Consider the following 22,028-nt stretch of genomic DNA (forward strand, 5'->3'; position numbering starts at 1 on the left):
GTAACCGATGCCGTCAAGGACGCCTGAAAACCGGACCCACGGCGCGGTCCTGCTTGATCCCGAGCATACCCGTTTCGCCCTGTGGGCCCCTGATGCCTTTTACGTCAGTGTCGAACTCGACACTGGAGAATCCATACCGATGCTGCCCCAGGCCAATGGCTGGTTCATGATCCAGGCCCGTTGCCCCGCCGGCACTCGCTATCGCTACAACATCGACGGTGAACTGGAAGTGCCTGATCCGGCTTCCCGCTCCCAGGACGGTGATATTGACCGCCACAGCGTGGTGGTCGACCCCCACGCTTATCAATGGCGCCACACCAGTTGGTGCGGTCGCCCCTGGTACGATGCGGTCATCTATGAACTGCACGTCGGCGCCCTCGGCGGTTTCGAAGGTGTCGAACAGCAACTGGCGCGCCTGGCCGGGCTTGGCGTCACCGCCATTGAACTGATGCCGCTGTCGCAGTTTCCGGGAGATCGCAACTGGGGTTACGACGGCGTACTGCCTTACGCCCCCCAGGCTTCCTACGGCACGCCGGACCAGCTCAAGCACCTGATCGACAGCGCCCATGGCCATGGCCTCGCAGTCATCGTGGACGTGGTCTACAACCACTTCGGCCCCGACGGCAACTACCTGCACCGCTACGCCAAGGGCTTCTTTCGCGAAGACAAACACACGCCCTGGGGCGCGGCGATAGATTTCCGTCGCCGCGAGGTACGTGATTTCTTCATCGACAATGCGCTGATGTGGCTGTTGGAATACCGTTTCGACGGCCTGCGCCTGGATGCCGTGCACGCCATCGAGGACCCGGACTTCCTCCAGGAGTTGGCCGCCAGGGTGCGTCAGCAAGTGGACCCGACGCGGTATGTCTGGCTGACCGTCGAGAACGAACACAACCAGGCCAGCCTCCTGGAACAGGGCTACGACGCCCAGTGGAACGATGACGGACACAACGCGTTGCACGTGCTGCTGACGGGCGAGACTGACGCCTATTACGCCGACTACGCCGAACAACCGACGGAACAACTCGCCCGCTGCCTCAGCCAGGGCTTCGTGTTCCAGGGCCATACCAACCGCCATGGCGAGTCCCGTGGCGAGCCCAGCGGCCATCTTCCACCGAGCGCGTTCGTGCTGTTCCTGCAGAATCACGACCAGGTAGGCAACCGCGCCCTCGGTGAGCGCTTGCATCAACTGGCGCCGCCACAAGCGTTGCAAGCCGCGACGGCCCTTTTGCTGTTGTCGCCGATGATTCCGCTGATGTTCATGGGCGATGAAGTGGTCGCCGAACAACCGTTCCTGTTCTTCACCAGCCACCACGGCGAACTGGCAGAGCTGGTTCGCGAAGGCCGACGCAACGAGTTCAAGGCGTTCAGCGCTTTTGCCGATCCCGAAAAGCGCAAGCGGATCCCTGATCCAAATGCGGCCAGCACTTTCGAGGCCTCACGGCCAAGCCTGGAAGCACACCAGCCGGAGCAATTGGCCAGCGAAGCGCTATATCGCCAGTTGCTGAAAATCCGCCGGGAGGAAATCGTCCCGCGCCTGCCCGCGGCCCATGCCCTGGGCGCCGAGGTGCTGGGCCATGGGGCGGTCAGCGCACGCTGGCAAATGGGGGATGGCAGTGTGTTGCGCATCGACCTGAACCTCAGCGACCAGCCGGTCGAACACAGCGCCCCGCAAGACGCGCAGATTCTTTTCGAACATCCACCGCAGGCCATGGGTCTGTTGCAACAGGGGGTTCTCACGCCCTACAGCGCGCTGGTCAGTCTGACGCAAGCGGCATCCTTGCCCACCCTTACTGGAGAGCGCCTATGAGCGATGCGCAATTGGAAATCCTCGCCGGCCAGGCAGGCCTGGCGGTGGACTGGATCGACGCCAACGGTTGTGCCCAGAAAGTATCGCCGGCGGTCCTGCGTTCGGTCCTCACCGGCCTGGGTCATCCCGCCGGTAGCGCCCAGGAAATCGACGCTAGCCTGCTGCAGTTGCAAAAAGATCAACAGAACCACCGCCTGCCGCCGCTGATCACGGCGGACGTCGGCGTGAATGTCGACCTGAGCCGTTATTTCGAACCCGGCACGCCTTGCGAGATCCAGCTCGAGGACGGCGCCACGATGAACTCGAAACTCGATGCCGACGCGTCCCTGCCGGGGATCGTCCCGGTGGGGTATCAGCACGTGAGCATCCAGGGCCAGCATTTCACCCTGGCCGTGGCACCGGCCCGCTGCTACAGCGTGGCGGATGCCGTGGACGACCCAACGCCTCGGGCCTGGGGCTTGAGCGCACAACTGTATTCGCTGCGCCGCCCGGGCGATGGCGGGTTCGGCGACACCCAGGCCCTCGAAGAGCTGGCGCGGGTCGCCGGCGAACGGGGCGCCGATGCCCTTGCGATCAGCCCGATGCATGCGATGTTCAGCAGCGACACCGGCCGCTACAGCCCATACTCGCCCTCCAGCCGGTTGTTTCTCAACAGCCTGTACGCGGCGCCGGGCACCATCCTCGGCGAACGTGCGCTGCGCACGGCGATCGATGCCAGCGGCTTGACCAACCAATTGCGCAGCCTCGAAGAGCAGCCGCTCATTGACTGGCCGGTCGCCGCGCAAGCCAAGCAGCGGGTGCTTCGGGCCTTGTATGACGGCTTCAGCCAGGGCGAGCATCCGCTGCACGAAGACTTCAGCAGCTTTCGCCACAGCAGCGGCGAGGCTTTGGAAAATCACTGCCGCTTCGAAGCCCTCCAGGCCGAACGCGCGGCGCGCGGCGAAAGCCTCGACTGGCGCCAGTGGCCTGAAGAATGGCGCGATCCGCGCAGTGCGGCCATTGCCCGTTTCGCCGAGGAAAACGCTGACGAAATCGGCTTCTACGCTTTCTGCCAATGGTTGATCGCCCGCTGCCTGGAGCGCGCCCAGAGCGCGGCCAAATCCAGCGGCATGGGCATCGGCCTGATCGCTGATCTCGCGGTGGGTGCCGACGGCGGCGGCAGCCAGGCCTGGAGCCGGCAGGATGAATTGCTCGCGTCCCTTACGGTTGGCGCACCACCCGACATCCTCAATCGCTCGGGCCAAGGCTGGGGCATCTCGGCGTTTTCCCCGGAGGGGCTGGTTCGCAACGGGTTCCGTGCGTTCATCGAGATGTTGCGGGCCAACTTCGCTCACGCGGGCGGCTTGCGCATCGATCACATCATGGGATTGCAACGGTTGTGGGTGATCCCCAACGACGCCCCGCCTACCGATGGTGCCTACCTCTATTACCCGATCGATGACTTGTTGCGGCTATTGGCCCTGGAGTCCCATCGTCATCAGGCCATCGTACTGGGCGAAGACCTCGGCACCGTGCCGGATGGCCTGCGGGACAAGCTCATTGCCCGCTCCATCCTGGGCATGCGCGTGCTGCTGTTCGAACAGGACAACACCCATTTCAAGCCCATTCTCGATTGGCCGGACAACGCCCTGGCGACCACCAGCACCCATGACCTGCCGACGCTCAATGGCTGGTGGCACGGCCATGACATCGATTGGAACGCCCGGCTGGAACTGATCGACTCCCACACCGAGATGGATTGGCGCAAACATCGCCAGCGTGAACGCGACGGGTTGCGCAACGCGCTGAACCAGGATCCGCAGAATTTTCGCGAGGAGCACCGCGAAACCGACCAGGTACTGGACGCCAGCGTGCGTTTCCTGGGCCATACCCGAGCGCCACTGGTGTTGCTGCCGCTGGAAGATGCCCTGGGCATCGATGAGCAGGCCAACCTCCCCGGCACCACCGACACCCACCCCAACTGGCGGCGGCGCCTGGCTCTGGAGAGCCGAGCGCTGCTGGACGACCCGGACGCCGCGCGGCGTCTGGAAATACTCGCCTGCGCGAGACTTCAGGCGAACGAGCGTGACCGATGAACCAGACATTGATTCAACCGCTGCGGGCGACCTTGCGCCTGCAATTTCACAAAGGCTTCACCCTGGACGATGCCATCGCCCAGGTGCCGTACTTCGCCTCCCTGGGTATCAGCCACCTCTACGCGTCACCGCTACTCAAGGCCAGGGCCGGCTCCATGCACGGCTACGACGTGGTCGACCCAACCCAGGTCAACCCGGAACTGGGCGGTGAGGCCGCGCTCAGGCGCCTGGTAGCGACCTTGCGCGAACACCGGATGGGCCTGATCCTCGACATCGTGTCCAACCACATGGCCGTTGGCGGCAACGACAATCCCTGGTGGCTCGACCTGCTGGAATGGGGGCGCCTGAGCCCCTATGGCGAATTCTTCGACATCCAATGGCACTCACCCGATCCGCTGATGGAAGGCCAGTTGCTGTTGCCCTTCCTGGGGAGCGACTACGGCGTGGCGTTGCAGGAAGGCACGCTCAAACTGCGCTTCGACGCCGATCAAGGCAGCTTCTTTGTCGAGCACTATGAACACCATTTCCCCATTTGCCCGATGCAGTACGGTGAACTGCTCAAACCCTCGGACAACCTGCCGCAGGAACAGGTCGACGCGCTCAAGGCGCTGGCCGAGCGTTTCACCACCCTGAACTACCAGACCGACGCCCACTCCCTGTCCCGGCCACTGCAACAGGAGCTGCGAGAGCTGGCTTCCCAGCCGGGTATTCCTGGCGCGATCGAAGGCAATTTGCGCAGCTACGATTCGCTGGAAGCCGAAGGTTTCGAACGCCTGCATCAGCTACTGGAACGCCAGAGCTACCGCCTCGCCAGTTGGCGCACAGCGGCGGACGACATCAACTGGCGGCGCTTTTTCGATGTCAACGAATTGGGTGGCCTGCGGGTCGAACGCCCGGCGGTGTTCGAGGCAACCCACGCGAAAATTTTCGAGCTGATCGCCGAAGGCTTGGTCGACGGCCTGCGGATCGATCACATCGACGGCCTGGCCGACCCTCGCGGTTACTGCCGCAAACTGCGCCGTCGCGTCGACTCGCTTTCACCCTCGCGGCACCTGCCGATTTTCGTCGAGAAAATCCTGGGCGATGACGAAACGCTGCGCCGCGACTGGAACGTCGATGGCAGCACCGGTTATGAGTTCATGAACCAGATTTCGCTGCTGCAGCATGACCCGGCCAGTGCCGAGCGTCTCGCTGAATTCTGGAGCCGAAACAGCGAGCGGCCTGCGCATTTCATCGAAGAGGCTCGCCTGGCCCGCCAGCAGATTCTCAACGGTTCCCTGGCCGGGGATTTCGAAAGCGTGGCCCAGGCGTTGCTGCAGGTCGCCCGGGACGACGTGATGACCCGCGACTTGACCCTGGGCGCGATTCGCCGGGCCTTGCAGGAATTGATCGTGCACTTCCCGGTGTATCGCACCTACATCAGCCCTTTGGGTCGCTCCGCCGAGGACGAGGTGTTTTTCCACAAAGCCCTTGATGGCGCCCGGCAAACCCTCAGCGAGGCCGACTGGCCGGTGCTCGATTGCCTGGCGGACTGGCTCGGCGGCATGCCTTGGCGCCAACGTCCGAGGGGAAGCCAGCGTAAACGCTTGCGGCATGCCTGCGTACGCTTCCAGCAACTGACCTCGCCGGCCGCCGCCAAAGCGGTCGAGGACACCGCGCTCTATCGTTCGGCGGTGCTGCTTTCACGCAACGACGTGGGCTACAACACCGAACGGTTCAGCGCGCCGGCACAAGAGTTCCACGACGCTTGCACCGAGCGGCTCAAGCATTTTCCCGACAACCTGATCACCACCGCCACCCATGACCACAAGCGCGGCGAAGACACCCGTGCCCGGCTGGCGGTGATCAGCGAGCGCCCGGACTGGTACACCACGTGCGTGGAGCAATGGCGGATCCTTTCGCCCTCGCTGCACAGCGACCCCGCGTCGCCATCGACCGGTGATGAGTTGATTCTCTACCAGGCCCTGCTCGGCAGTTGGCCCCTGGACCTCGACCTGCAGGACCAGAAGGCCTTGAGCGACTACGCTGAACGCCTGTGGCAATGGCAACGCAAGGCCCTGCGCGAAGCCAAGCTGCAAAGCAGTTGGGCCGCCGTCAACGAGGCCTATGAACACGCGACACAAATGTTCCTGGAGCGGCTGCTGCTGTGCGACGAGGGCTTGCCGTTGCGCAGCGCCATCGCCGAAGCGGTCCAGGCCATCGCTCCGGCGGGCGCTCTCAACAGCCTGGCGCAAACTTTGCTGCGCATGACCGTGCCCGGGGTACCGGACCTGTACCAGGGCAACGAGTTCTGGGACTTCAGCCTGGTGGATCCGGACAACCGCCGCCCGGTGGATTTCGCTGCCCGCCGCGAGGCGTTGCACGCCGAGAGCTCGTCCTCAACGCTGATCAGTGAGTGGCGTGACGGGCGCGTCAAGCAGGCCCTGATCGCGCGGACGCTGGCCTTGCGGTCCGATTACCCGCAATTGTTCCGCCAGGGCAGCTACCAGCCGGTGGCGGTACAGGGGCAGCACGCCGAGCGCGTATTGGCTTTCATGCGCGAGCACCAGCAACAGCGAGCAATCGTCGTGGTGCCGATTCACGCGGCGCGCTTGCTGGAAAACAGTGCCCTGCCCCAGGTCGCTGCATCGGACTGGGGCGACACGCGCATCTCGCTACCGTTTGCCGCCGAAGGCGTAAAACTGAAGGGACTTTTTGCAAGCGCAACAGTCACACCCCAAAGGGAGCTGATGGTCAGCGCCGCGCTGGGGGATTTCCCGGTCAATGTCTTTATTGAACCTTGAGTCAAGTCAGGAGCACTGCGATGAGTACCGACGATAAACGCATACGCGAATTTGCCTATCAGATCTGGGAATCGGAGGGTAAGCCTGCCGGGCAGGAAAAACGCCATTGGGAGATGGCGCGCAAGCTGGCCGAGGCCGAAGCCTTGGCGCCGAGCAAACCGCCGAAAGCGGCAAGCAAGTCTGCGGCAAGCAAGACCGACGGCACGAAGCCGGCGGCGGCCAAGAGCACTGCTGCCAAGCCCGCCACCAAGGGCACCACGCCCAAGGCCAAGCCCGCGGCCAAACCTTCGGCGGCCACCGCCGCAGTGGTCCCGCCCGCCGACAAGGCCAGCGCCAAAAAGCCACGCGCGCCGCGCAAGCCTCCGGCCGTCTGACCCCGCGGACTCATCGTTCTCAAGCCAGTGCTTCTTTTAGCGAAGAGGCCTGCTTGTGGCGTGGGGATTCTTCCTCTCGCCACAAGCGCAAGGCACGCAGTCCTGCGTGCAGCGCACCACCGTATCTGTCTTTTGCAGGAGCAACTATGACCCGTCCGAAAAAAACCACGCCGCCGCCCGTTATCGAGGCTTCGCGGATTCGTGAAGGGCTGCCGTTTCCGCTCGGCGCGACCTGGGATGGCCTGGGGGTCAATTTCGCGTTGTTCTCAGCCAACGCCACCAAGGTCGAACTGTGTATCTTCGACGACACAGGCGAAGTCGAACTCGAGCGCATCGAACTGCCCGAATACACTGATGAGATCTACCACGGCTATCTGCCGGACGCCCATCCGGGGCTGATCTACGGCTACCGCGTCTACGGCCCGTACGACCCGGAAAACGGGCACCGCTTCAACCCCAACAAATTACTGATCGATCCCTACGCCAAGCAGTTGGTGGGCGAGTTGAAATGGTCGGAGGCCTTGTTCGGCTACACCATTGGCCACCCCGATGGCGATCTCAGCTTCGATGAGCGCGACAGCGCGCCGTTCGTGCCCAAGTCCAAGGTCATCGACCCGGCTCACACCTGGGGCCGTGATCATCGGGTCAGCGTGCCATGGGACAAGACCATCCTGTATGAAACCCACGTGCGCGGCATCTCCATGCGCCATCCCTCGGTGCCCGAGAACCTGCGGGGCACGTTCGCCGGCCTGATGGTCGATGATGTCCTGGAACATATCCGCAAGCTGGGCGTGTCGTCGGTGGAATTGTTGCCCATCCACGCATTCGTCAACGACCAGCACCTGCTGCACAAAGGCATGACCAATTACTGGGGCTACAACAGCATCGCTTTCTTTGCCCCGGACCCGCGCTACCTGGCCAGCGGCAAGATCGCCGAATTCAAGGAAATGGTTGCGCACCTGCACGAGGCAAACCTGGAAGTCATCCTCGACGTGGTCTACAACCACACCGCCGAGGGCAACGAACAAGGCCCGACGCTGTCGATGCGTGGTATCGACAACGCCTCGTATTACCGGCTGATGCCCGACGACAAGCGCTACTACATCAACGATTCGGGCACCGGCAATACCTTGGACCTGAGTCACCCCTGCGTCTTGCAAATGGTCACCGATTCCTTGCGCTACTGGGCCACGGAAATGCACGTGGACGGCTTCCGTTTCGACTTGGCGACCATTCTGGGCCGTTATCACGACGGCTTCGATGAGCGCCACAGTTTCCTCGTTGCCTGTCGCCAGGACCCGGTGCTGCGCCAGGTAAAAATGATCGCCGAACCCTGGGACTGCGGTCCGGGTGGCTATCAGGTCGGACGCTTTCCACCCGGCTGGGTCGAATGGAACGACAAGTTTCGCGACACCGTGCGCGCCTTCTGGAAAGGCGACGATGGCCAACTGGCCGACTTCGCCAGCCGAATGACCGCGTCGGGCGAGATGTTCAACCAACGTGGCCGACGCCCGTACGCCTCGGTGAACTTCGTCACTGCCCACGACGGCTTCACCTTGCACGACCTGGTGTCTTACAACGACAAGCACAACGAGGCCAACGACGAGAACAACCAGGACGGCAGCAACAACAACCTGTCCTGGAACCACGGCGTCGAAGGCCCGACGGATGACCCCGAGATCAACGCATTGCGCCACCGGCAGATGCGCAACTTCTTCGCCACGCTGTTACTGGCCCAAGGCACACCGATGATCGTCGCCGGCGATGAGTTCGCCCGCACCCAGCACGGCAACAACAATGCCTATTGCCAGGACAGCGAGATCGGCTGGGTCAATTGGGACCTGAGCGCGGATGGCGAGGCGTTGCTCAAATTCGTCAGGCGCCTGATAAAGCTGCGCATGTCCTATCCGATCCTGCGACGCGGTCGATTCCTGGTGGGCAACTACAACGAGGACATCGGCGTCAAGGACGTCACCTGGCTGGCCCCGGACGGCAGCGAGATGACCGTCGAGCAATGGGAGGACAGCCACGGTCGTTGCCTGGGCATGCTGATGGACGGTCGCGCCCAGGAGACCGGTATCCGTCGCAAGGGTGGCGACGCGACGCTGCTGTTGGTGGTCAACGCCCACCACGACATTGTCAACTTCCGCTTGCCGGAGGTGCCCGAAGGCAGCTTCTGGACGTGCATGGTCGACACCAACCAACCGGCTGTGCGCGGCCAGGAGCGTTTCGACTTCGATTCCGAATACTCCGTAACCGGGCGCTCGCTGCTGCTGTTCGAGCTTCAACGCGACGAAGAGGAATAAGGCACGTCCAGAACCGGATAGCGCAAGGACGCGCGCCGTGCCCGCATCAACTCGAACAAAAAAAACCGGTCCAGATACATATTCTGCCGCGACGAATCCGCCGGCATGGTCAATACTTCGCCTGCGGTCGATTCCAGGACTCGGAACATCGCGAATCACAGTCAGGCCTCAAGGGGCGGCATTGGGCGGTTGGCCCGATGCGTGACTGAACGATTGGACAAGACAAGGACGTAGCTCATGAAACCCGCCTCTCGCCTGCAAGGCCGACATCATCCGCAAATCTGGAACAGCGCTCCGCAACTGGCCGACATTCCGATCATCAGCACCCAGACACTCATTCCCGCAGGCGCCCGCGCGGTCATCCTTGCCCCGCACCCTGGCGACGAGGTGGGCGCTTGTGGCGGGTTGCTCCAGCTCTTGAGCAACCTGGACCAACCGATGTTATTGATCTCGGTTACCGACGGCACCCTCAGCCACCCCGGCTCACCGTTGTGGTCCGATGAGCGACTGCGCACGTTCCGCCCGCATCCCCAGGAAAGCGTGGACGCCTTGCATCGCCTGGGCGTGCCTTCCCATGGCCTGCAATGGGTACGCGGGGGGTTTCCGGAAAAGAGCCTTGCCGAACATGAAGCCCAACTGACCGCATTCATTGGCCATTACCTCAAGCCTGGCGACGTGGTGTTCAGCACCTGGCGCCTGGACGGCGACAGCGACCACGATACGGTCGGCCGGGCCGGAGCCTTGGCTGCCGAAACCGTCGGCGCGGCGTTCAATGAACTGCCGGTGTGGGCCTGGCATTGGCCGGTTCGGGAACAAAACAGGCTTCCCTGGCATCGGGCGCGTAAATTGCGCCTGGACGTCTGGACCACCGCCCGTAAGCGCCACGCCATGCACGCCTATGCCAGCCAGCTCAGCAGCGAACCGACCACCGGCATCTCACCGCTGGTGCCGCGGGTCATCCTTGATCGCATGGGCATGCCGTACGAAATCGTGTTTATCTGATCGCCAGTTCCTGTGGGAGCTCGCTCCCACATAGTTACATGACGCCTTCGAGCGTCTTATGAACCAACAATTTCGGAACTGCCTCAGCCGCCGTCAGTCGCATGAACAGAGACGACTGATTCAGGAGTGAACGTGACTCGCGATTCCCACTGGCGGGCCGAAGAATCCGTGCCGCTGGACACACCCGCGGCGATTCATCGACTGCGTGTCCTCACGGTCAATACCCACAAGGGCTTCACCGCCCTCAACCGTCGTTTCATTTTGCCGGAGCTGCGCGAAGCGGTCCGCGCCACGGGTGCCGACCTGGTTTTTCTCCAGGAAGTGCTTGGTGAACATGATCGACATGCCATGCGCTACGACAACTGGCCCCAGACCTCCCAATATGAGTTCCTGGCCGACAGCATGTGGAGCGACTTCGCCTACGGCCGGAATGCGGTGTACCCCGACGGACATCATGGCAACGCGCTGCTTTCCAAATACCCGATCCGCCAATTTCGCAACCTCGACGTGTCGATCACAGGCCCTGAACGGCGCGGACTGCTGCATTGCGTGCTGGACGTACCGGGCCATGCCGAAGTCCATGGGATCTGCGTGCATCTGAGCCTGTTGGAGAGCCATCGCCAATTGCAGCTCAAGCTGCTCTGCAAATTGCTCGACTCGCTTCCCGAAGACGCGCCGGTGATCATCGCGGGAGACTTCAACGACTGGCAATTGCGCGGAAACGTCACGCTTGCCCGTCGCCAGTACCTGCACGAAGCCTTTGAACACCATCACGGGCGTCCTGCCCGGACCTACCCTGCCCGCTTCCCGCTGCTGCGCCTGGACCGAATCTACCTGCGCAATGCCACCAGCCATGCCCCGCAGATCCTCGGCAACAAGCCCTGGACACATTTGAGCGATCACTTGCCGCTGGCTGTGGAAGTGCATCTCTGACCTGATTCGGCGCGATCGGCGTTTCAATCGGCTGTTCAATGTCTTGTGGGTAACGGCTCCGTTCCTGCTTCCCGCCCCATCAACGATGGCGGCCTGCGTGTTGTCACCCACGGCAGGCGACGATACTTACGTGTGCGACAGCGGAACCAGCGCAACCGGGCTGACCGATCTGTCGGGCAACAACGGACTGACTGTCTCCGGCAGCGGCCTCATCCAGGGCAACGTCGTCTTCGATGCCGGTAACAACCGTATCGAGATCAACGCCGACGGTGTGGTCGACGGTGACGTCGAGCAAGGTTCGGAAGCCGACGAGTTTGAAATGAACGGTGGTCGGATCCTGTCCATCCGGCCGCTGCGCAACTGACCTCGATGGCCCTGGGCACCTTCCACGACCGCCAGGGTGACAGCGCCTGCTCTGGGCCAATATCTGGCATACCTTTTCCGGCACCGACGCGGTGACGTTCGACGACACCCAACGGATCGAGACCGAGCAACGCGCCTCGACAGCGGACCTGGGTGTGGGCGTCATCGTGAGCCTGGCGTCTACGGTCAGTGCCTATGCGGGCGTCGACTACAGCAATAACCTGGACAGCAGCCAGCAACGCAGCATGAAGGGGAATATTGGTGTGCGGATTCAGTGGTGAGTCGAAACGACGAGGATTTGACGCCGAAAATGGGTCGTTTTTATTTGCATTAAATCATTGGCTTAGAACTGGATGATTTCACTCTGCCATTTGTCGGCCAATTTCTTGACGTGACCGCTCCGGTCTTCTTGACTACACTGTACTACCCCCCGGAACACAGTCAGGGGCAGGCCTCTGGAACCCGCCATCGCGGGCCGCCAGAGGTTTGCCTCATCCCATTCGGTCGCCCCTCATTCGGGGTAGGAGAGACGCCTTAAGCGAGAAATGCATGCGATTGCAAGGCAGACCCCCATGAAAACTTCCTCCCGCACCCAGGAACTCAAAACCACCTTCTGCACCGTCTCCACTTCCCTGTTGCTGTGTTCGTCGATGCCGGCGCTGGCAGAGCTGGACGATCCCCTCGCCGCGCCTTGGTATGACCGGACACCCGCCGATAACCAAGCGAGCAACGACCCCACTTCTGGCAAAAGCCCCGCGCTTTTTACCCTGCGAAACACCAGCGGCCACACCCAACGCGTCGGATTGATCGGCGGCCAGAACCGGATCATCGCCAATGGCAGCGGAATGTTGATAACGCCGGCCCTCGCCGAGCCCGGCCAGGACGCCTGGAACCTGCAGGGTCCCAACCTGGGGGCCTACTGGAGCCTGACCGGCCCTGCGGGCTGGCACGTGGATCTGAGCGCAAGCGGCGGTCGGGTCAACGGTTTCAGCCTGGACGAACAGGGCCAGCGCCATGCCACCGAGGGCAGCGCCGTCACCCTGTCGGTCGAAGGCGGCTTTCCCATCGGCATCAGCGAAAACTGGGTGGTCGAGCCCCAGGCGCAATTGATCAACCAACGCATCACCCTTGATACGCCGAACGGGGAAAATGGCGACAGCAGCGAGCTGAGTACCTGGAGCGGTCGTGTCGGCGCCCGGCTCAAGGGGACCTACCAGGTCAACGGCCTGGGCGTCGAACCCTACGTGCGCACGAACCTGTGGCACACGGTCCAGAGTGCCGACACCCTCACGCTGGACAAAGTCGACAAGATCAACAGCAGCCGTAAATCGTCGACCGTTGAAGTGGGCCTGGGCCTGGTTGCCCGGGTTACCCCGGTGGTCAGCCTGTACGTCAGCGCCGATTACAGCAGTGACGTCGACGATAACGACCTCAACGGCGTCATCGCCAGCCTGGGCGTGCGGATGCGTTGGTAAACGCCGGCTACCGGCAGCAGGCACAGCCGTGGCAAGGGCGCAGGCAGGACAGCCGCACGCCCCTGCCACTTCGAAATCACCTCCATTAAGGCGTATAACGCTAAGTGCGCTGCAGACTGTCAGCCCATGGCTCATTTCATTGATGGAGTAACGATATGACCACAGCCAACCTGTTTTCCGATTTATTCCCCAGCGCCGCTGATATCCCGGACGCCTACCGTCTTGGTGACCCCGTCGAACAACGGGAATACTTGGTCGATGGCGTCCTGAGAACCTGGCAAGGCCCACTGGCCACCGTGCGCAGCCCGGTTTACCTGGCCGGCCCGAATGGTGATGAACAGGTGATTCTCGGCAGCACGCCGCTGCTGGACGCGGAGACGGCACTGACCGCGCTCGACGCTGCCGTCCGCGCCTACGATCGCGGCCAGGGCACCTGGCCGACGATGCGCGTCGCCGAACGCATCCGCCACGTCGAAGCCTTCCTGGCGCGCATGCGCGAACAGCGCGAAGCAGTGGTCAAGCTGCTGATGTGGGAAATCGGCAAGAACCTCAAGGACTCCCAGAAGGAATTCGACCGTACCTGCGACTACATCGTCGACACCATCAATGCCCTCAAGGAACTGGACCGCCGGTCCAGCCGCTTCGAGTTGGAACAGGACACCCTGGGCCAGATCCGCCGCGTCCCCCTTGGCGTCGCCCTCTGCATGGGCCCCTATAACTATCCGCTGAACGAAACCTTCACTACCCTGATTCCCGCGCTGATCATGGGCAACACCGTGGTCTTCAAGCCCGCCAAGCTCGGCGTGCTGCTGATACGGCCGTTGCTGGAAGCCTTTCGCGACAGCTTTCCGGCGGGCGTCATCAACGTGATCTACGGCAGCGGCCGGGAAACGGTCAGCGCACTGATGGCCAGCGGCAAGATCGATATATTCGCCTTCATTGGCACCAACAAGGCCGCCAGCGACCTGAAGAAACTCCATCCGCGTCCACATCGCCTGCGTGCCGCCCTGGGTCTGGATGCCAAGAACCCCGGCCTGGTACTGCGGGAGGTCGATTTGGATAATGCCGTCAGCGAAGCACTGACCGGTTCGCTGTCGTTCAATGGACAACGGTGCACGGCGTTGAAGATCCTGTTTGTCCATGAGGACGTCGCGCCGGCGTTCATCGAGAAATTCAACGCCAAACTCGCCGCCCTTAAACCTGGCATGCCTTGGCAAGAGGGCGTGGCGCTGACGCCGTTGCCTGAAGCCGGCAAGGTCGATTACTTGCATTCCCTGGTGGCCGATGCCATCGCCAAGGGCGCAAGCGTCATGAACCAGCACGGCGGGGAATCCCGCGCGTCGTTCTTCTATCCGGCGGTGCTCTACCCGGTGAATACCGCCATGCGGGTCTACCATGAAGAACAATTCGGTCCGGTGGTGCCTATCGTGCCGTACCGCGACCTCAATACCGTGGTCGACTACGTGCTGGAATCCGACTTCGGCCAGCAACTGAGCATCTTCGGCACCAACCCGGCCGAAGTCGGCAAGCTGGTGGACACCTTCGCCAACCAGGTCGGGCGCATCAACATCAATGCCCAATGCCAGCGTGGCCCCGACACCTTCCCTTTCAATGGCCGGAAAAACTCCGCCGAAGGCACGCTGTCGGTCCACGATGCGCTGCGCACCTTTTCGATCCGCACGCTGGTGGCGACCAAGTTCCAAGAGAACAACAAAGCGCTGATCAGCGACATCATCCGGGAGCGGGATTCAAACTTCCTGACCACCGACTACATCTTCTGACAACGCTTGCCGGTCACGACAGGGCTGGGCGACGCCACTTGATGCCCCAGCCCTGCTGCATGCCGGCAGCGGCCAGCAGGATCGCCGCCACACCCAGCCATTGCAGCGGTTCGAGGCGATGGCCGAAGGCAAACCAGTCGACGAAGATCGCCGCGATCGGGTAGATAAAGGACAGCGCGCCGGTCAAGGCAGTCGGCAACCGTTGGATTGCGCTGTACAGCAGCACATACATGACACCGGTGTGGATCATGCCAAGGGTCAGCAGGCTGGCCCACGCCTCGGGTTGCTGGGGCAACGACGAGAGATTCACCCATGGCGCCAACAACAATATCCCGGTGCTGACCTGGACCAGCGCGATCAGGTGGGGCGGCGTACCGCTCAGGCGCTTGATGATCAGCGCTGCGATGGCGTATAGGAAAGCCGCACCCAACGCCAAGGCGATGCCCGCCAGATAGTCTTCGCCGCCCTGCCCTTGCTCGCCATGGGCGCTGACGATTGCCAACATTCCCAGGAACGAAACCGCCAGCCAGAACAGCTTTTGCGCGGTGATCTTCTCCCCCAGGAACAACGCCCCCAGCCCCACCAGCATGAACGGCTGGACATTGTAGACCGCCGTGCCGATCGCGATCGAAGCGCGGGAGTAGGAAGCGAACAACAGTACCCAGTTACCCACGATCGCCACGCCGCTGAGTACCGCCAGCAGGAACGTCGTGCGGGTCAGCACACCTGGGCGCAGGAAACCGAGACCCGCGCAAATCAGCAGCAACGTGCCGGCGCCAAATACGCAACGCCAGAACACCACGTCCAATACGGGCAGGCCGGCCACCAGCACGAACCAGCCTATGGTTCCGGAAATCAGCATGGCGGCGGTCATCTCGAGCGAACCGCGGCGTAGGGTCTTGTCCATCTTCAGGCTCCTTCGGTAAGTGAGCACAGTATGCCGAGCCGCCCGGCCGCTTCTCCATGGCTTGAAAAAGGCTAGACTGGCTCCTGGCCTTTTTTATCAAGGCCATTTCAGGTAATTGCCTAACGGAGCGAAAAATGACCGATGCCATCGACCAGATCCTCATCAACGCCTTGATGGAAGATTCGCGACGCTCGCTCAAGGCCTTGGCGAACCTCAGCGGCCTGTCATCCCCCAGCGTTGCCGAACGCCTGCGCCGACTTGAAGAACGCGGCGTGCTCAAGGGTTATACCGTCGAGGTCGATCCGAAGTGTTTCGGTTACCAACTCCAGGCCATCGTGCGCATTCGTCCGTTGCCGGGACAATTGCAGGAGGTGGAGCGGCAGATCCAGGCCATCGGTGAATTCACCGAATGCGACAAGGTAACGGGCGAGGATTGTTTCATCGCGCGGCTGCATGTGCGGTCGATGGAGCAGTTGGATGTTCTGCTGGATAAATTGAACGTGCTTGCCGAGACCAATACGGCCATCGTCAAGAAGACGCCGGTGAAGCGGCGATTGCCGCCGATGGAATGACCCGAACGCCACCGTTCATACCTTCGTATAGTTGCGTCACACCCAGGCATGCCGCCACTGACCCTATGTAGAAGTGTTGCAACCCGTACCGACGCCTACCATTCCCGCAGCGAGCCGAAGCTGAGTGCGCCTGATGCTTTCCTGCATCGGGCCACGCATTTTTGGGTACTTCGCAACACGGTCACGCTGAAACAAACAATTCAACGTATCGATTTCGTCTTCGGGAGCACATCATGAAACAGCACATCTTGATCGTCGGCGCCGGTTTTGGCGGCGTATGGAGCGCACTCAGCGCGGCCCGCCTGCTCGACCAACATGATCGCAACGACATACAGATCAGCGTCCTCGCGCCCCAGGCCGAGTTGCGCATCCGCCCGCGATTCTACGAGCCTGACGTCCATACCATGATGGCGCCCTTGGCCGGGTTGTTCGACTCGGTCGGCGTGAACTTCGTCCAAGGCGTCGCCGAAAGCATCGACGTCAACCGCAGGCAAGTTGGCTACCGCGACGCGTTCGGCGGCCAAGCCATCCTGGGCTACGATCGGCTGGTATTGGCCGCAGGCAGCAAGCTGATGCGCCCCGACCTGGAAGGCATGCTCGAACACGCATTCGACGTGGATGAGATCGAGCAGGCTTCGCGCCTCGAAGCCCATTTGAAATCCCTTGCAGCCCTGCCTGACAGCCCCGCTCGCAACACCGTGGTGGTGGCTGGCGGCGGCTTTACCGGGATCGAGACTGCCACCGAAATGCCCGCCCGCTTGCGCGCGGCGCTCGGCAATGATGCCAAGATTCGCGTGATCGTGGTCGACCGCGGACCGACAATCGGGGCGGCGCTGGGCGAAGGAATCAGCCCGTCGATCATCGAAGCGTCCGATCACCTGGGTATCGAGTGGATCCTCAATGCCTCGGTCGCATCGGTGGATGCCGGCGGCGTGACCTTGTCGGACGGCAAGCGGATCGAGTCCAGGACCGTCATCTGGACCGTCGGTTTCCGCGCCAGCCCCCTGACCGGGCAAATACCCGGAACCCATGATCGCCAGGGCCGCCTGCACGTCGACGGCTACCTGAAGGTGCTCGGGCAGAACGACGTCTACGCCACCGGCGACGTGGCCTATGCCGCCACCGATGACCTGGGTAATTACGCGGCCATGTCCTGCCAGCACGCCATCGCCCTGGGCCGCTACGCAGGCAACAACGTGGCCGCCGACCTGCTTGGCGTCGCGCCGATGACCTACAGCCAGCCCAAATACGTGACGTGCCTTGACCTGGGCGCCTGGGGCGCGGTGTACACCGAAGGGTGGGATCGCCAAGTCAAGTTGGTTGGCCAGGAAGCCAAGGAGCTCAAGCACCAGATCAACTCGGTGTGGATCTATCCGCCCGCCGCCGACCGCACAGCCGCACTGGCGGCGGCTGACCCGTCCATCCCGGTAGCCTGATTACGCACCCAACCCCGGCCAGTCCCTCCTTCTGTGCCGGTCTTTCCCAGGCGCCTGCCAAGGTTTTTTCGGCGGGCGTTTTTTCTGCCCGCTCGACAAGCCAGCCTGGATATCGCCACTGCCGAGCAAAATCCGTTGCAAGGCCCGTCGCCCTGCACGAGTGGCTCACGGTAAGGTACGCAAAATCATCCGGATCGAGGTGTGCCGTGGCGTCCTACTCCCTGCGTCAGTTGAAGTATTTCGTCACTACCGTGGAATGTGGCAGCGTCGCCGAAGCCTCTCGCAAGCTGTACATCGCCCAGCCGTCGATTGCCACGGCGGTCAAGGGCCTGGAAGACAGTTTCGGCGTGCAGTTGTTGATCCGTCATCACGCCCAGGGCGTCTCGCTGACTCCGGCCGGTGCGCGGTTCTATCGCAAGGCCCAGGAGCTGTTGCGCATGGCCCGGGAATTCGAGCAGAACGCGTTGGCCGACAATGACGTGGTAAGTGGCCAGATCGACATCGGCTGCTTCGAGACCGTCGCCCCGCTCTACCTGCCACGGCTGATCGCGGGTTTTCGCGAGCGCTTTCCCGGCGTGGAAATCCGCGTTCAGGATGGCGAGCAACAGGAACTGGTCCAGGGACTGACCGGTGGGCGTTTCGACCTGGCGATTTTCTATGAGCACGATCTCGACAGCACGATCGAAACCGAAGCGCTGACAGCGCCGCAGCGACCTTATGCATTGCTGCCGGCGGGCCATCGCTTCGCCGATCAAGCGCAGGTATCGCTTCGGGACCTGGCGCTCGAGCCGATGATCCTGTTGGACGTACAACCCAGCCGGACGTATTTCGTGAGTATCTTCGAGGAGCTGGGCCTGGCGCCGAACATCGTCTTCAGCTCGCCCTCCATCGAGATGGTACGCGGCATGGTCGGCCAGGGTTTTGGCTTCGCCGTGCTGGTGACCCGTCCGCAATCGACCTGCACCTACGACGGACAGCAGGTGGTGTGCGTCAGCATCGCCGAGGACGTGACCGGTTCGGCACTGGTGGCCGGTTGGCTCAAGCGCGCGCACCTGACCAAGCCGGCGCAGCTGTTCGTGGATTACTGCAAGGAGCAGTTCAAGGAGTGGTTGGCGTAGGCGAGTCACTCCGCTGTACTTGAAGACGCTATGTTTTCTGTGGCGAGGGGATTTATCCCCTCGCCACAGTGGTTATCGTGCTGTTCAGTAGCTAGCGAGCCGCCCAGGCATTGAAACGCTGTTCCAACTCCTCGCCGTGGTCGACCCAGAACTCAGCATCCACCGCTTGCGCCTGCGCCAGGTTGGCCTCCGCGGTGGGCAGTTGCTCACGGATGTCGGCAGGCAGCAACGCAAGCGTCTGGCGATGCACCGGTCCGTAGGGGATATTCTCCGAGAAGACTTTCTGAGTCTGCGGCTGGCTGGCAAAAGCGATGAATTTCTCCGCCAGGGCCTTGTTTGGCGTGCCTTTGACCACGGCCCAATATTCCGGGTCATACAGGCTCTGCGGCCAGACGATGCTCAGCTTCATGCCTTCCTTCTGCGCCGAGGCGATGCGACCGTTGTAGGCTGCGCTCATCGCCACGTCCCCGGCCACCAGCCATTGCGCCGGCTGGGCGCCTGCTTCCCACCACTGGATGTTCGGCTTGATCTGGTCCAGTTTGGCAAATGCCCGCGTCACGCCTTCCGGCGTGTTCAAGACCTTGTACAGATCCTCTGTCTTCACGCCATCCGCCAGCAAGGCGATCTCCAGGGTGTACTTGGCGCCCTTGCGCAAACCGCGCTTGCCCGGGTACTCGTTCACGTTCCAGAAGTCCGCCCAGGACGTGGGCGCCTTGGTCAGTTTGCTCTGGTCATAAGCCAGGACCATCGACCAGACGTACGTCGCCACGCCGCACTCAGTGAGCGCCCCTGGGACGAAATCCGCAGGTTTGCCTATCGCCGCCGGGTCGAGTCTTTCAAACAAACCTTCTTCGCAACCGCGCAGCAATTCGGGACTTTCCACTTCGACCACATCCCAACTGGTGTGCCCGGCCGCAACCATCGCCTTGATCTTCGACAGTTCGCCATTGTATTCGCCGGCCACGATGTTTCCCGCACCGCTGGCGTTGAAGGGTTGGAAGTAGGCCTTGTCCTGGGCCAACTTGGTGGCGCCGCCGAATGAGATCACGGTCAGGCTTTGTGGCGCGGCCAGGACGCTGGTGCTCAGCAACGCCAGGGCACACGCAATGTTGCAACGCAAGGATCTGGACATGAAACGGTTCCTCGAAAATGCCGGCTCGCCCGCACGAGTCGGCGACGGGACTCAAAAGTGACCGTAAACGCGGGCGGCGTGGTCTACAGCGATTGCAAAACTGTTCATCCCGGGTCCCTTCCATCGGGCTCGCCCAGGTGAATGGCGAGGCGCTCCATCAACCGGTCACAAGCGGCCATCTGCTCGAGGCTCACGTACTCGTCGGGCTTGTGCCCCTGGTCCATGCTGCCGGGGCCGCAAACCACCGTCGGGATGCCGGCCTGATGAAACAGCCCCCCTTCGGTGCCAAACGCCACGGTGCCAAAGGCATCGCTGCCGCAGAGGCGGGCCACCAGGCGCGCAGCGTCGCTGTCCGGCGAGGTCACCAGACCGGGGTAGGCAGACAACGGCTCGAAACGGATCGCGGTGTCACTGTTCACTGCCCGCATCCTGGGCAGCAGCGCCTGCTCGGCGTAGTCCTGCAATTTTTCCACCACCCCCTGCGGGGCGAAGTCCGGCAAGGCGCGTATTTCAAAGTCGAAGCGGCAATCGGCGGGGACGATGTTCAGCGCCGTGCCGCCCTGGATCACGCCGACCTGCACCGTTGAGTACGCCGGGTCGAAGCGGGCGTCGTGTCGCGAAGGTTGGGCCAGCTCCTCGCCGATCTCTCCCAAACGGCCAATCAAGCGCGCCGCGTGCTCGATGGCATTGACCCCGTAGGGTGCGTAGGCGGAATGACAAGGCGCGCCTTTGACATGGCAGCGCATCGCCAACTTGCCCTTGTGGCCCAGCACCGGTTGCAGTTCGGTGGGCTCGCCGATCAGGCACAAAGCCGGTTGCGGAACCCGTTGTGGCAGGACGTCCAGCAGACTGCGCACGCCCAGGCAACCGACTTCTTCGTCATAGGAAAATGCCAGGTGCACCGGGCGCCGCAGCGGGCTGGCGAGGAATGTCGGCACCGCTGCCAGCACCGAAGCAAGGTAGCCTTTCATGTCCGCTGTACCGCGTCCGAACAACTTGCCGTCCATTTCAGTCAGGCGGAAAGGCTCGACCGTCCAGGCCTGCCCGTCCGCCGGCACGACGTCGGTGTGTCCCGACAGCACCACGCCGCCCGGCACCGACGGACCGATACTCGCCAGCAGGTTGGCCTTGGTGCGCTCGGCGTTATAAATGAGCTCGCTGCTCACGCCCAGGCCATGCAGGTAATCGCGAACGAACTCGATCAAGGCCAGGTTCGAATCGCGGCTGACCGTGGCAAAGCCCACCAGTTCGGCGAGCAGGGCGCGGCTGCGCAACTCACTCATCGCCCGGCACTCCGTAGCTGGGCGCCTGGGTCGGATCGAGGGCTCGCGTGAGGTAGTCCTGCAACTGCGGCTGATAGGCGAGCCAGAGTTTTTCCAATTCGCCGATGGGGTTTTCCTCGGCCCAATCGATCCGCAGATCGACAATCGGCCAGGTCAGGTCATCCACCACCGACAATGCCGCCGAATGCACCGCCCCGGCTTCGCCACCGGCGGCCTGTCCCGCCTGCAATGCTCCCAGCAGCCGGGACGCGAGACTGCCCTCACCCTGCTCGAACGCGGCGACCATGGCGGCGATGACGTCATCGCCCGCCAGCAGGTTACCGGCCGCCACACACTGCTCACCCATCACCACGCCGTGGACGCCCAAGGCGTGGCGACCACTGAAAACCGCCGTGCGTCCCTGGGCGTCCACCACGGCGACCTGGCGATACTCGCTGTAGCCGTTGCGCGCCAGGGCACGGTCCAGTGCCTCCTGCGCAACCGAGCCGGCGGCCAGTTCGTCGAGGATCTGCGGGCCCAGCGCAGGCAAGGTGATGTTCTGGCTCGACACCGCGCCAACCCCGGCCCGCAGCCAGGGGCAGCGGGCGCCGACGGCAATGCTCGATGAACTGATGGCGATGCCCAACTGGCCGGTTTCGGCGCAGCGTCCGACGATGGAAAACGTCATGTCGTTGCTCC

Annotated in this window: 18 protein-coding genes; 14 read left to right on the forward strand and 4 right to left on the reverse strand. The window is 62.7% G+C overall.

The window, feature by feature from the left end:
- The first annotated feature begins 7 nt into the window (after positions 1 to 7).
- The 11 genes from treZ to JZ00_RS00445 all read left to right on the forward strand — a co-directional run bounded on the left by treZ (position 8) and on the right by JZ00_RS00445 (position 14,902).
- Positions 8 to 1,810 (forward strand): malto-oligosyltrehalose trehalohydrolase, encoded by a 1,803-nt coding sequence (gene treZ, locus JZ00_RS00395; protein WP_039591029.1) that lies wholly within the window; start codon positions 8 to 10, stop codon positions 1,808 to 1,810.
- Positions 1,807 to 3,885: a 4-alpha-glucanotransferase gene (malQ, locus tag JZ00_RS00400; protein WP_039591031.1), complete on the forward strand. Its 2,079-nt coding sequence runs from the start codon at positions 1,807 to 1,809 to the stop codon at positions 3,883 to 3,885. Before treZ ends, malQ begins: the two co-directional genes overlap by 4 nt.
- On the forward strand, positions 3,882 to 6,668 hold the full coding sequence (locus JZ00_RS00405; protein ID WP_039591033.1) for a malto-oligosyltrehalose synthase: 2,787 nt from the start codon (positions 3,882 to 3,884) through the stop codon (positions 6,666 to 6,668). Before malQ ends, JZ00_RS00405 begins: the two co-directional genes overlap by 4 nt.
- A 20-nt stretch (positions 6,669 to 6,688) precedes the next feature.
- Positions 6,689 to 7,042, forward strand: coding sequence for a DUF2934 domain-containing protein (locus tag JZ00_RS00410; protein WP_039591035.1), 354 nt, complete (start codon positions 6,689 to 6,691; stop codon positions 7,040 to 7,042).
- 146 nt (positions 7,043 to 7,188) lie between these two features.
- Entirely contained in the window at positions 7,189 to 9,348 is a 2,160-nt protein-coding gene (glgX, locus tag JZ00_RS00415) for a glycogen debranching protein GlgX (RefSeq protein ID WP_039591037.1), read from the forward strand.
- A gap of 237 nt (positions 9,349 to 9,585) precedes the next feature.
- Positions 9,586 to 10,350: a PIG-L deacetylase family protein gene (locus JZ00_RS00420; RefSeq protein WP_039591038.1), complete on the forward strand. Its 765-nt coding sequence runs from the start codon at positions 9,586 to 9,588 to the stop codon at positions 10,348 to 10,350.
- A 132-nt stretch (positions 10,351 to 10,482) separates the two neighbouring features.
- A complete protein-coding gene (locus JZ00_RS00425) occupies positions 10,483 to 11,283 on the forward strand; it encodes an endonuclease/exonuclease/phosphatase family protein (RefSeq protein WP_039591040.1) in 801 nt (266 codons plus the stop codon).
- 97 nt (positions 11,284 to 11,380) lie between these two features.
- Positions 11,381 to 11,647, forward strand: a complete 267-nt coding sequence (locus JZ00_RS00430) for a hypothetical protein (protein ID WP_235433035.1) — start codon at positions 11,381 to 11,383, stop codon at positions 11,645 to 11,647.
- Positions 11,648 to 11,738: 91 nt separating this feature from the next.
- Positions 11,739 to 11,927, forward strand: a complete 189-nt coding sequence (locus JZ00_RS00435; RefSeq protein ID WP_039591042.1) for an autotransporter outer membrane beta-barrel domain-containing protein — start codon at positions 11,739 to 11,741, stop codon at positions 11,925 to 11,927.
- A gap of 291 nt (positions 11,928 to 12,218) precedes the next feature.
- Positions 12,219 to 13,121, forward strand: coding sequence for an autotransporter domain-containing protein (locus tag JZ00_RS00440; RefSeq protein ID WP_039591043.1), 903 nt, complete (start codon positions 12,219 to 12,221; stop codon positions 13,119 to 13,121).
- A 155-nt stretch (positions 13,122 to 13,276) separates the two neighbouring features.
- Positions 13,277 to 14,902: an NADP-dependent glyceraldehyde-3-phosphate dehydrogenase gene (locus JZ00_RS00445; protein ID WP_039591044.1), complete on the forward strand. Its 1,626-nt coding sequence runs from the start codon at positions 13,277 to 13,279 to the stop codon at positions 14,900 to 14,902.
- 13 nt (positions 14,903 to 14,915) lie between these two features.
- On the opposite strand, the gene JZ00_RS00450 is transcribed toward JZ00_RS00445, so the two are convergent.
- Positions 14,916 to 15,809, reverse strand: a complete 894-nt coding sequence (locus JZ00_RS00450) for a DMT family transporter (RefSeq protein WP_039591045.1) — start codon at positions 15,807 to 15,809, stop codon at positions 14,916 to 14,918.
- A gap of 134 nt (positions 15,810 to 15,943) precedes the next feature.
- Here JZ00_RS00450 and JZ00_RS00455 point away from each other — a divergent pair, with 134 nt between their 5' ends.
- The 3 genes from JZ00_RS00455 to JZ00_RS00465 all read left to right on the forward strand — a co-directional run bounded on the left by JZ00_RS00455 (position 15,944) and on the right by JZ00_RS00465 (position 18,935).
- Positions 15,944 to 16,381 (forward strand): Lrp/AsnC family transcriptional regulator, encoded by a 438-nt coding sequence (locus JZ00_RS00455; protein WP_039591048.1) that lies wholly within the window; start codon positions 15,944 to 15,946, stop codon positions 16,379 to 16,381.
- A gap of 233 nt (positions 16,382 to 16,614) precedes the next feature.
- Positions 16,615 to 17,817 (forward strand): NAD(P)/FAD-dependent oxidoreductase, encoded by a 1,203-nt coding sequence (locus JZ00_RS00460; RefSeq protein WP_039591049.1) that lies wholly within the window; start codon positions 16,615 to 16,617, stop codon positions 17,815 to 17,817.
- Positions 17,818 to 18,023: 206 nt separating this feature from the next.
- Positions 18,024 to 18,935, forward strand: a complete 912-nt coding sequence (locus tag JZ00_RS00465) for a LysR family transcriptional regulator (protein ID WP_039591051.1) — start codon at positions 18,024 to 18,026, stop codon at positions 18,933 to 18,935.
- A gap of 91 nt (positions 18,936 to 19,026) precedes the next feature.
- On the opposite strand, the gene JZ00_RS00470 is transcribed toward JZ00_RS00465, so the two are convergent.
- The 3 genes from JZ00_RS00470 to JZ00_RS00480 form a co-directional block, all read right to left on the reverse strand.
- On the reverse strand, positions 19,027 to 20,067 hold the full coding sequence (locus JZ00_RS00470; protein WP_039591052.1) for an ABC transporter substrate-binding protein: 1,041 nt from the start codon (positions 20,065 to 20,067) through the stop codon (positions 19,027 to 19,029).
- A 104-nt stretch (positions 20,068 to 20,171) separates the two neighbouring features.
- Complete coding sequence (gene argE / locus JZ00_RS00475) at positions 20,172 to 21,350, reverse strand: acetylornithine deacetylase (RefSeq protein ID WP_039591053.1); 1,179 nt, start codon at positions 21,348 to 21,350, stop codon at positions 20,172 to 20,174.
- A complete protein-coding gene (locus JZ00_RS00480) occupies positions 21,343 to 22,017 on the reverse strand; it encodes a DUF1028 domain-containing protein (protein WP_039591055.1) in 675 nt (224 codons plus the stop codon). Before JZ00_RS00480 ends, argE begins: the two co-directional genes overlap by 8 nt.
- Positions 22,018 to 22,028 lie beyond the last annotated feature (11 nt).

Origin of the sequence: Pseudomonas frederiksbergensis, assembly GCF_000802155.2 — a bacterium.
GTDB lineage: Bacteria > Pseudomonadota > Gammaproteobacteria > Pseudomonadales > Pseudomonadaceae > Aquipseudomonas > Aquipseudomonas frederiksbergensis_A.

Coding starts and splice junctions, on each gene's coding strand:
- JZ00_RS00405 (WP_039591033.1), top strand. CDS start 3,882: ATGAACCAGACATTGATTCAACCGCTGCGGGCGACCTTGCGCCTGCAA.
- JZ00_RS00460 (WP_039591049.1), top strand. CDS start 16,615: ATGAAACAGCACATCTTGATCGTCGGCGCCGGTTTTGGCGGCGTATGG.
- treZ (WP_039591029.1), top strand. CDS start 8: ATGCCGTCAAGGACGCCTGAAAACCGGACCCACGGCGCGGTCCTGCTT.
- malQ (WP_039591031.1), top strand. CDS start 1,807: ATGAGCGATGCGCAATTGGAAATCCTCGCCGGCCAGGCAGGCCTGGCG.
- JZ00_RS00455 (WP_039591048.1), top strand. CDS start 15,944: ATGACCGATGCCATCGACCAGATCCTCATCAACGCCTTGATGGAAGAT.
- JZ00_RS00420 (WP_039591038.1), top strand. CDS start 9,586: ATGAAACCCGCCTCTCGCCTGCAAGGCCGACATCATCCGCAAATCTGG.
- JZ00_RS00445 (WP_039591044.1), top strand. CDS start 13,277: ATGACCACAGCCAACCTGTTTTCCGATTTATTCCCCAGCGCCGCTGAT.
- argE (WP_039591053.1), bottom strand. CDS start 21,350: ATGAGTGAGTTGCGCAGCCGCGCCCTGCTCGCCGAACTGGTGGGCTTT.
- glgX (WP_039591037.1), top strand. CDS start 7,189: ATGACCCGTCCGAAAAAAACCACGCCGCCGCCCGTTATCGAGGCTTCG.
- JZ00_RS00480 (WP_039591055.1), bottom strand. CDS start 22,017: ATGACGTTTTCCATCGTCGGACGCTGCGCCGAAACCGGCCAGTTGGGC.
- JZ00_RS00470 (WP_039591052.1), bottom strand. CDS start 20,067: ATGTCCAGATCCTTGCGTTGCAACATTGCGTGTGCCCTGGCGTTGCTG.
- JZ00_RS00410 (WP_039591035.1), top strand. CDS start 6,689: ATGAGTACCGACGATAAACGCATACGCGAATTTGCCTATCAGATCTGG.
- JZ00_RS00440 (WP_039591043.1), top strand. CDS start 12,219: ATGAAAACTTCCTCCCGCACCCAGGAACTCAAAACCACCTTCTGCACC.
- JZ00_RS00450 (WP_039591045.1), bottom strand. CDS start 15,809: ATGGACAAGACCCTACGCCGCGGTTCGCTCGAGATGACCGCCGCCATG.